This is a genomic window from Paenibacillus tepidiphilus (assembly GCF_008635795.1).
Taxonomy (GTDB): Bacteria; Bacillota; Bacilli; order Paenibacillales; family Paenibacillaceae; genus Paenibacillus_AQ; species Paenibacillus_AQ tepidiphilus.
The window spans coordinates 183,521-193,805 of sequence record NZ_VWRQ01000015.1 but is presented as its reverse complement, the minus strand read 5'-3'; the positions used below and the strand labels follow the sequence as shown (position 1 = coordinate 193,805).

The following is a 10,285-nucleotide window of genomic DNA, read 5'->3' as shown; positions in this document are numbered from 1 at the left end:
TTTCTTGGTGGACTTCAACAATCCCGAGAATACCCTACTTTTTTGTTGCCTGACTAGGCCCCAAATCTTGGTACACAACTTATTTTACGCCATCTAAATACATCAAGATCGCTCGAATTAAGTTGCGATAATCCAATTAGATTGCTGAAACCCGTGAAAAAGGTAAAATTAGTGTGCGATTATCGAACTATCTGCTATGAACGTTTGAATTAAAGATGAGGATTGGCCTTGGCTGCGACGAAAGGTTGGACATCCGGCCTCCATGCGGCCCTAAAGCTTTTATCTGGCAGGCTCCAAAAAAACCTTATAGCATACATCATGGGCTACCGTACTCTGTCTGTTGGGATCAGCGTCATAATTGTAATCGGCCGGGTCTGTGTTAAAGGCATATAACACATTGGTCACCAGATAGAGCTTGCTATTCCATAGCAGCAGCTCGCCTGTTCTCGGAATAAAGGGCAATGCAACAAGATCGGCATGTTCAGCGCGCGGATTCTCATTTAATACAATCGCCAGTTCAACAACTTTCAATCCCATTTCCCCACCTCAATCCCTCGGCGATTACTGCCAAGCTTTTGAGGAAAATTCTACCTGACTTAATCGAGAATAACAACTCAACTCATTAGTCTCATTTCTGCCCGGTGCAAGTATGCGTATGCCCCCATATGCATATACAATGGTTCTCGGCCCGGTCCGCACCTCCACTACAACCCGCGGAACATCCTTTCCCCGCGGGTCCGGATCACCCTGTACATCCCGCCGCATACCGCCAGCAGCACCAGCCCAATCGCTGCCAGAAGCAGATTGCCGTCCACCCCCGGCAGCAGTAGCGCCGCCGCAAACGGGATGACCAGACTGATGAAGCCGATCAGCATCGCGACAATAACCGCCGCGCTCTGCTTGATCGCCGTCACCTCACTGGTCCACTCCAGATTGGGCAGCTTGAGGTTAACCAGCACCCCCAGCATGGCCGAATAGCAGGCATAGATGGCCGGAATCGCCAGCAGCAGCAGGCTCTCCACCCATCCGGTGCGCAGGGATACATTCAGCAGCCCCCAGCTGACAATCAGGACCGGCAAGGTGACGGTGAGATTCACCGCGATTTTGCTCATCAGGATGGTGCGCGCCGGAACGGGCGAGCTTTGGAGAATCCACAGATTCTTGCCTTCCATAGATATTGAACTGGACGTTGTGCAGCTTAAAGCGACGAAGAGCGAAACCACCAGCGGGGCCAGTGTATTCAGATAATCGGCGAGCTGCGGGACATCCACTAGCTGTCCCAACTGATCCGCACTGACGAACAGCAGTGCCACCGCCATCACCAGCAGCATAATCATCCCTATGCCCGTGTTCATAACGTAAATCGAAGAGCTGAAATACCGGCGCAGCTCCTTGCCGTATAAGGCCCGGAAGGGAGTCGAGGTCTTCAGTGATTTCATCCGGTATTTGCCGCCAGTACGAGATGTGTTCAGCCCGGTATGAATCGCCTTGAATCTGCTGCCCAGCACATAAGTAAACAGCAGGAACGCCATCAGCGATATGCCTACAAATAACAGCAGGGAGCCCGCCTTGTACGAGCAGACAGCTTCCACATACATGGACGCCAGCGGATACAGCCGGAACACCGAATCGGCCAGCTGCGCCCCCATATCCGCCAGCGCCTGCACCTGCTCATTGTTATTGATCCCGAACGACCCGGCCATCAGCGCAATAACAAAAGCAATGGTCAGCACAAGCTGAACCGTCCGGCTCCCTCTGAACCGCGAAGCGGCCCAGCTGATGAGCGCACCAACCACCGTAGCGCCAATGATCGGCACCAGCGGGATGCACAGCAGCGTAAGAAGAAAGAACGGATAGTATAAGAAGCCCGGATTCACTCGCATGGCGTACACCACACCGGCCGGAACCATCACCAGCAGCGTGAAAAATATATTCAGCGCATACAGCTGCAGCACCCTGCTCGCCACCACGGTACTGGTCTTGACCGGCAGCGACATCACCAGATCATAATCCTTGAAGCCGAACAACACGCCGCCGGCCTTGTACACCGTTGTGAAGAACCCGATCAGTGAAGTGACAGCCATCATCAGCGCGAGTAGCAGATCCACCCGTCCTATTGCTTCGAGGGTCTGCGCCAGCATGTAGCTGTAGCCGAAAGAGAAGGCCGCCAGCATCACCACACAGAGCAGAACCGCCGCGCCCAGCAGCAGCAGATTGTTCCGTTCCTTCCGTTCCCGCGTGTGCAGCGCTTTATTAAGGCCGAAGGAGGACAGCAGCTGAATTCTAGTCAATCTCCAGATATTAATCATGCTTGATCAGCTCCAGGAACACTTCTTCGAGACTGTTGTCGCCAGTAACCTCTTCGGTTCTGCCGTGGGTGACCAGCTTGCCCCCTTTGATAATCGCGATCTTATTACACAGCTTCTCGGCTACATCCAGTACATGGGTGGAGAAGAAAATCGCGCTCCCGCCCCGGCACAGCTCAGCCATCACCGTCTTCAGTGTGTGCGCAGCCTGCGGGTCCAGTCCCACAAACGGCTCATCCAGCACCAGCAGCTTCGGCTGATGGATCAGCGCCGAGATGATCGCCAGCTTCTGCTTCATCCCGTGTGAATAGGAGGAGATCAGATCCCCAAAGCTGGCCGTAATCTGAAAGTCGTCGCCGTATTTCTGAATCCGGGCCTCGCGGTCGGGCTTGGAGACGCCGAAGAGATCAGCAATGAAATTGAGATACTGAATACCGGTCAGGTGGTCGTACAGATCCGGGTTGTCGGGAATGTAGGCGGTCACCTTTTTGCAGGCTACAGGGTCTTTCTTGATGGAAATGCCGTCAATTTGAATGTCGCCCTCTTCGAAATCCAGCACCCCCACCACAGCCCGGATTGTTGTCGTCTTCCCTGCCCCGTTATGCCCGATGAAGCCGTAAATATCCCCCTGCTCGACTGTCAGATTGAGATCGTCTACCGCCTTCTTGCCGCCCTTATAGCTCTTGGAATAATGTCTGATGCTGAGGATTTCCTTCATCCCGTTCACGCCCCTTTCGATACCGTAACAGCAACGGGCTCCCTGCCCGTCTTTCGAATATATAGATAATACGGATACCTGCCAAAGATCGTTCATTGGGGCTGGAACTTTTTTTACAGAGTGGGATTTGGTATATTTAGGGGTAAGTCGAGGTGATTGGTTCATGAGAAAATATAACTGGTCCGCATTCCTGTCCGTGCTTGTCCTGTACGCCGCAATAGGCTACTCCCTGTATGCCCGGTGGAATGACCAATGGAGAATAGCCCCTCCGGTCTACGTGCTGCTGATTCTTGCGGTCATCGTGCTGATTGCAGCCATTCGGGGCTTCCGGGATAAGTCCTCTTGGTTCGCCAAATTCAGAAGCTGGTTCTCCACAGTCCTATCCACGGTTCTCGTGGGCATTCTCTCTCTGGTTCTGCTGTTAACAGCCGTGTTCTCGGGTGCCAAAGAACATCTGACCACCGTCCACTCCCCGGATGCGAAGTACACAATTAACTTCTATGCTACAGACTCGGGGGCAATGGGCTCCTTCGGAGTGGTAGGGGAATTAAAGGGCCCGCTCTGGTTGAAGAAAAACATTTACTACGAGGACAAAGCCAACCAGGTAGAAACGCATTGGGAAAATAACCACACCCTCCTCATCAACGGGCATTCGCTGAATGTGGCGGAAAGGCGCGCATTAATTGTTCAATAGTTACTATTCTTTTTCAGATAATAATCATCAAAAGGTATAACCCTCTTATCCTCAATTCTGGAGAAATGGTTATCCTCTAAGGCTTGAATTCTTGGGATATCGTCTTTGGGGGCCTTTGTAATAATATGTTCTATACCAAAATCTATGTATAAATGATCCGTTGCCATTCCCAGTATCTCTGAGAAGATTGCCTGAATTTCAAGGCTTGAAATGATGTCCATTCGCAGAATACCGGTTTGGCAGATACCATCCAGAAACCTTGTTGTATTAGGGATAGGCGCTAATTCAATCGTTCCAATGATTCTATTCAGCGGCTTGTAACTTACAGACCACCGGATAAAGAATCCCTCGTCAAATTCCTGGTTCCATCCCCTAATCCCTTGTCTGACAATATCTATATTGTGACAATCCCATTCGCCGCCGCAATTATCATTATTCATATGACCTTTGGTAATCGGGTCGGAATAACACTCAAACAGTTCCTTCGCATCTTCTTCTTTAACTCTGGTAAATACGAAATGATCACTTTCATATCTTGGACAGCTCTCAAATGGATTCATATCCAATAATTCACCTTCCAATATCAATATGTAATTTATTCCTCAACACAAACAAGTGTTCTTATTCAGTATTATAGAACGTTCGCTTGCTTCTTTCAATCAAAATATATCTATAAAAAGAACCCGCCAGCACCTCCTGGCGGGTCTACATGTATTCGGCCATAATCTCCTCGATCTGATAAGGCGTGACTCCCCGGTCCACTGCGAATACGGTATCGGCATGGGTCCCGGATTCCGCAAGCTGCCCGCGGGCCTTGGCATGCAGCAGGAACAGGTCGTACAGGTCCGGCTTCCGCAGCGATGACATCGCTTTGCCGATCAGGACCATGCCCTTCTGATTGCCCTCCACATTGTTGTAGTAGTGCGGGTACTTCGTCAGAGACAGGTCAGTCCAGATGACGGTGCGCTCCACCAGGTCCAGAATCACGGGAATGGCGATTTGCGTATCGGCGGTGACATCGATCTTGTTCGCTACCGTCTTCGGCTCGAAGATCTCCCCGGAGCCCGGCTTCTTCCGCATCATCCAGCCCGCGAAGCACTCCGGCAGATTGCAGTACGGCTGCTCCGTGAAGGAATGCAGCGAAGCCACCACATACCTTCCCCCATAATCCACGATCGACGGGATATGCAGGTCGATGAACTCGCAGGCCCCATGCGGCGCCGACACGATATCCCCGCTATGGGCCGCCAAATATTGCGACGAGCGCAGGTTGGTGTAGGAGATATGCTCGACATACTGCCAGTTATGGTCGTACATCACCGCAGACAGGTCAATATCTACGCGGCCTGTAGGCACGCCGTCAACCACACCTTCTTTCCACCAGTTGAAAAAGCGGACCGTATCACCCTCGCCCATGGGAATTCGGCTGCCCCGGACCAGCGTATGCAGCGCCTTGCTGGCCGACCGCTGCGAGAACGGCACATGATAGTTCTTCAGCCGTTCATCGATGTACACTTTCCCCAAAGGCGGAAGCGCCGAGAAGCGCTCAATCAGCGCCCGCTCGCATACATCCACGATGCCCTGACAGGCTGTTTCATTAATTGCCGACAGCGTATCGGGGATGGCAAAGGCTTTGGCAACGTTGCCCTTCGGGAAGAATACCCGCAGCTCCTGCGGCTCCCGCCGCCGCGCAAAATGGTTCTTCACCTGCAGCAGCACCGGCGTAGCCACCTGCTCTGCCACCTCGCCGAAGGCGAGCACCACATATTCCTCGTCTTCCGCCGAGCGCAGCAGATGATCCAGCCTCCGCGCGAACTCGCCCGGGCGCTCCATCAACAGGTCCATGGCCTCCCATACCTGTTTGTACTGGAGGGCCAGCTCCACTTTGCCATTAAAGGTCGTAAACGGTTTATTATTGCGTAGGATATCAAAAGCCTCTGCACAGCGCATATACCGCGCCTGATACTCCGCAGGATGCAGGATTTCGCCCAGGCGAATCCAGCGGTCCTTGTAGCGCAGCATATCCCCGGTGATGGCCGGGCACTGCTCCAGCAGTCCGAGCAGCAGCCGGCGCTCGCGCCGCTTGAACTTGCGGAAGCGCGTGGCCGCCGCTAGACTGACATCGCCGTCCGACCAGGCTACCGCCAGGCGCAGCACATCCGTCGCCGTCTTGAAATACCGTCCGATGACTGCAAGTCCAGCCTTGTCATGCTTAATCAGTGACCCGGCGATGAATGCCGCGTTCTCCTTAAATGGAATCTCAGGCGGCAGCAGCTCTTCCAGCTCTTCCGGGTCCATCGCCGCAATCACGGCGTCAATGTCATCTTGATCTGTAGCTGAGATTGAGCCTTTGGCCGCCATCAGCTGCGAGATCAGCGTGCAGAATTCCGCCCGGCTTCCCAGGTCGATTACTTTCAGCTTCACTTGATCCTCGGACGGCTCTCTTTCCGGCCAGTTCTGCTCCGGAACATCCAAAGTCATATAATGATAAATCGCGTTCAAATACAGAATGGCCTCGTCTTCCAGCATGACCTGCTCCGGGAACCCCGGATACATCAGCGCATACTTCACATGCGCTCCGACCCGCACCCGCAGATCAGCGATCAGTTGCTGATGCAGCGCTTCGAACTTCTCGCGCGGCAGTTCGCGCACCGCGCGGAGCAATGCCGGCGAGAGCATGAAGCCCAGCGCCTCGATGTTCCGCAGCGCCGCCGCTACATAGCCATCCGGGAGCCGGCCGGCTGATTCTGCCTGACCAACTATAATCTTGCTCGCTCTTCGCACATAAATGGAATTCATGTTCATAGTAAAGTGTCCAGGAAAGCCGTATCCCTAATGATTTAAATTCAAGTAAAAGGAAGGAATACGATAGCCTGGACGCCTCCTCTCTGAAGTAAACACCTTCAGGAAAGCTGCGGCCCTAATAGCCAGTTTGAGTAGAAGGAAGGACCGCAATAGCCTGAAGGATGGTTTTATTTTGCCACATGGGGTGGAGGGCCAACAGGGCGAAAGTATTACGACGGCGGAAGAATCTGCCTAAATATTGAAATCACCTCCCCCGTATGTTACACTGGCGCTGACTATACGCGAAGGAGCTGAAGAGAATAATGTAGGATTTCTTGCTGATGGTTAAAGGATGTAGCGGGCTATTGGTGCTGCGCGGATTCTTTAATACGTCCCGGCAAGAAGGTTACTTTATTCTCCTCACTCATGAAATATACCCTTAACCGGCCCGGCAACGGGTCCGTGTTTGCTGTAGGGAATGAGCTGCGGGAAAGGTAACTTTCTTGCGGCTCATTTTGTTTTGCATACAGGAGGTGTATTGCTTTATGTCATTGATTCAAGTAACCAACCTGACCTTTGCCTATGACGGCAGCTATGACAATATCTTCGAGAACGTCAGCTTTCAGCTCGACAGCAATTGGAAGCTCGGCTTCACCGGGCGCAACGGCCGGGGCAAGACCACATTCATGAACCTGCTGCTCGGCAAATACGAATACGGCGGAACGATTTCCACGGATGTAAGCTTCGATTATTTCCCTTTTCCCGTGGAGAACAAGGAGAATATGACCCTCGACATCGTCGCCGACATTTACCCGGACTACGAGTATTGGCGGCTCCAGCGCGAGCTGTCGCTCCTTAAGGTGGACGAAGACGTGCTGTACCGCCCGTTTGCGTCACTGTCCAGCGGCGAACAGACCAAGGTGCTACTGGCTGCCCTGTTCCTGAAGGAGAACAGCTTCCTGTTGATCGACGAGCCGACCAACCACCTGGACCTCCATGCCCGGAGACTGGTCAGCGAATACCTGAGCCAGAAGCGCGGCTTCATCCTGGTGTCGCATGACCGGGCGTTTCTTGACCGCTGCGCCGACCATATTTTGTCGATCAATAAGACGAGTATCGAGATTCAGAAAGGCAACTTCTCCGACTGGTGGGAGAACAAGGAGCGGCGCGACAATCTGGAGCTGGCCCAGAACGAGCATCTGAAGAAGGACATCAAGCGGCTGTCCGAAGCGGCGGGGCGCACGAGTAACTGGTCGGACGCGGTCGAGAAGTCGAAGAACGGCACCCGCAACTCCGGCTCGAAGCTCGACAAGGGCTATGTCGGCCACAAGGCCGCGAAGATGATGCAGCGCTCCAAATCCATCGAGCAGCGCCAGCAATCCGCCATCGACGAGAAATCCGGGCTGCTGAAGAACATCGAGAGCGCGGAAAGCCTGAAGATCTCGCAGCTCCCCTACCACAAACAGCAGATGGTCGAGCTGGACGGCGTGTCCATCCATTACGGCGAGCGGACCGTCACGCAGGGCGTGAGCTTCGCCATCAACCAAGGCGACCGCATCGCTCTCTCCGGTCCGAACGGCTCCGGCAAATCCAGCCTGCTGAAGCTGATCTGCGGCGAGGACATTCCATACTCCGGTACGCTCCGCATCGGCAGCCAGCTGCACATCTCTTATGTCTCCCAGGACACCTCGCACCTGCAAGGCAGCCTGACGGATTACGCCCAGAGCAGCGGTATTGACGAGAGCCTGTTCAAATCGATTCTGCGCAAGCTCGACTTCTCGCGCCTGCAGTTTGAGAAGGACATCGCTTCCTTTAGCGGCGGCCAGAAGAAAAAGGTCCTGATCGCGAAGAGCCTCTGCGAGCCCGCCCACCTGCATATCTGGGACGAACCGCTCAACTTCATCGACGTCATCTCCCGCATGCAGATCGAAGAGCTGCTGCTCGCCCACTCCCCGACCATCCTGTTCGTGGAGCATGACAGCGAGTTCTGCCGGAATATTGCGAGTAAGGTGGTAGAGCTGGAGGGGTGAGGGTAATGGAGGAGGATTGAAATGCTCACAGAGCTTGAGGTTGTAGATGATGGGGTGGACCGCCTCGAGGAGGCTCTGGCGGTTCACGGAAAGCATGCGGGGAGAATGCCGAGGTCATACTTGTAAGTCATACTTGTCAGGTCATTCTCTCCGCCATTTCTCATTATTGTCTATAAGCTCCTGAAGCCGGACCGGAGCATAATGATTGATGTCCACACCGGCATTCAGCATCCGGGTATTGCCCTGGTAGTAACGAAAGGCATCCCCTTCACGGGTATTGTGGATATGGCCGAAGATATGCAGGCTGTTCCGGTGGAAGCCGGGCCACTCCGCCAGCGGATAATGGCATAGGACGAGATATTTTCCCTCATCGGTTAATTCCTTGATATGACTGATGCTTTCAAAAAAATGATGGTGCTCCTCGGGCTTCAGCCACTTATCATGGTTGCCCAGTATTAAATGCTTGCTCCCCTTCAATTGCGATAAATAATAGCCTGCTGTAAACCTTGAGCGGTATATCAAATCACCGATAATATACACCTCGTCCTCATCGGTTACTCTCTCGTTCCAGGCGTCAATCATGGCCTGATCCATAGCCTCAACGGTTGCGAACGGGCGCTTCGTCATATGGATGATGTTCGCATGTCCGAAATGCGGATCGGCAATGTAATAACGTTGCATAGGGTACTCTCCTTTATATCTCTTTTATCCCGCCTCACCGGATAGCAGCCGACTGAATTTGTCGCTCAAGGATGAGCGTGTATCATAGTGCAGAGCAAGGCCACCCTCTCCGTTGCCCAGCTCCAGATCATCCTCCGAGTTAATAGCATTGAGAATTTCAGCCAAAGCTTCAGCCAGATCCGGGTAAGACTCTACATAAAAGGCTTCATCATTAAAGCCCAAAGTCTCCTCCGCATCCCTCCAGTAATCCGATCCCAGACGAATCAGCTGTATGTCACGGGTAAGTGGTGTCTCCAGCACCGCAAAGGCCACCGCTCTTTCTTCCCCTTGCAGCACAAAATACTCCCTATTCCCCACAGCGATCAGCTTCTCACAATCCTCATCCCAAATTGAGTCCTCGACGTTATCCGGTACGGCCTCATTCGCCTGCTCCAGCCGGTCAAGCAGCTCAAAGATTTCCTTCATTACATTGGTCACATTCACGCCAGCGTTACCTCCTTCCGTACTCACCGATTGCTTGGCTGGTTTGCGCTTACTCTTCTTCAAAAGTCCGACTTGAGCCTTGATCCTGGCCAGTTCCTCGTCCATCTGCCGGATGGCGATCTCCCTTTTGTTCAGATCATGGAATAATCCCTTGGTGTTGCTTTCTATCCCCTTCTTAAGAAGCGCACAAGCTTCCTCAAAAGCCTGCATGGCCTTCGTGCCGCGCGCAAAATCCTCCAGATCCCGGTCCATCATCCGGTAAATCCGGTCATATAGGGGGTCCTGCCCTTGATCTGGGTATTCGGGGGCATACAGCTGCATGTGTGACAATTCTTCAGGCGATACCTGCTGATTCATGACCTCACGCAAGAAGACACTCACGTTCCTGCAATTGTCTGCCTTGTCCCGGAACGCCTTGGCGTGATTCCCTCCAGCCGTAGCCTCCTTCATCATACGAACCATTTGTTTGAACGGCTTTTCATTCCAATTCATCGCATAGCCTCCACCATTTCATACTCCTATTGTAACGCTTAGGGTCCGCTACCGTTTGCGTTTTTGCATTTCTTGATAAAACACGTTTTCACAAATT

General features: G+C 53.0%; 9 protein-coding genes. 2 read left to right on the top strand and 7 right to left on the bottom strand.

All coding sequences use genetic code 11. The features are described from left to right. Positions 1-279: 279 nt before the first annotated feature. From F1379_RS19500 to F1379_RS19490, 3 genes are all read right to left on the bottom strand, one after another. Complete coding sequence (locus F1379_RS19500; protein ID WP_150272901.1) at positions 280-531, bottom strand: hypothetical protein; 252 nt, start codon at positions 529-531, stop codon at positions 280-282. 173 nt (positions 532-704) lie between these two features. Next, the gene (locus tag F1379_RS19495; RefSeq protein WP_150272899.1) at positions 705-2,309 is read right to left on the bottom strand and encodes a putative ABC transporter permease subunit; all 1,605 of its coding nucleotides are present in this window, start codon (positions 2,307-2,309) and stop codon (positions 705-707) included. Then, positions 2,302-3,024 (bottom strand): ABC transporter ATP-binding protein, encoded by a 723-nt coding sequence (locus tag F1379_RS19490; RefSeq protein WP_420850515.1) that lies wholly within the window; start codon positions 3,022-3,024, stop codon positions 2,302-2,304. Before F1379_RS19490 ends, F1379_RS19495 begins: the two co-directional genes overlap by 8 nt. Before the next feature lie 163 nt (positions 3,025-3,187). On the opposite strand from F1379_RS19490, the gene F1379_RS19485 reads away from it, so the two are divergent. After that, entirely contained in the window at positions 3,188-3,718 is a 531-nt protein-coding gene (locus F1379_RS19485) for a DUF5412 family protein (protein WP_150272897.1), read from the top strand. Here F1379_RS19485 and F1379_RS19480 read toward each other — a convergent pair. Next, entirely contained in the window at positions 3,712-4,278 is a 567-nt protein-coding gene (locus F1379_RS19480; protein ID WP_150272895.1) for a GNAT family N-acetyltransferase, read from the bottom strand. The two genes, F1379_RS19485 and F1379_RS19480, sit on opposite strands and share 7 nt — an antisense overlap. Positions 4,279-4,423: 145 nt before the next feature. Beyond that, positions 4,424-6,523 (bottom strand): TerD family protein, encoded by a 2,100-nt coding sequence (locus F1379_RS19475; RefSeq protein WP_150272892.1) that lies wholly within the window; start codon positions 6,521-6,523, stop codon positions 4,424-4,426. A gap of 524 nt (positions 6,524-7,047) precedes the next feature. Between F1379_RS19475 and F1379_RS19470 the strand changes: the two genes are divergently transcribed. Further along, positions 7,048-8,532, top strand: coding sequence for an Lsa family ABC-F type ribosomal protection protein (locus tag F1379_RS19470; protein ID WP_150272889.1), 1,485 nt, complete (start codon positions 7,048-7,050; stop codon positions 8,530-8,532). A 141-nt stretch (positions 8,533-8,673) separates the two neighbouring features. Here the strand turns inward: F1379_RS19470 and F1379_RS19465 are convergent, their stop codons facing one another. Next, positions 8,674-9,213 (bottom strand): metallophosphoesterase family protein, encoded by a 540-nt coding sequence (locus tag F1379_RS19465; RefSeq protein ID WP_150272887.1) that lies wholly within the window; start codon positions 9,211-9,213, stop codon positions 8,674-8,676. A gap of 24 nt (positions 9,214-9,237) precedes the next feature. Continuing rightward, complete coding sequence (locus tag F1379_RS19460; RefSeq protein ID WP_150272885.1) at positions 9,238-10,188, bottom strand: hypothetical protein; 951 nt, start codon at positions 10,186-10,188, stop codon at positions 9,238-9,240. Positions 10,189-10,285 lie beyond the last annotated feature (97 nt).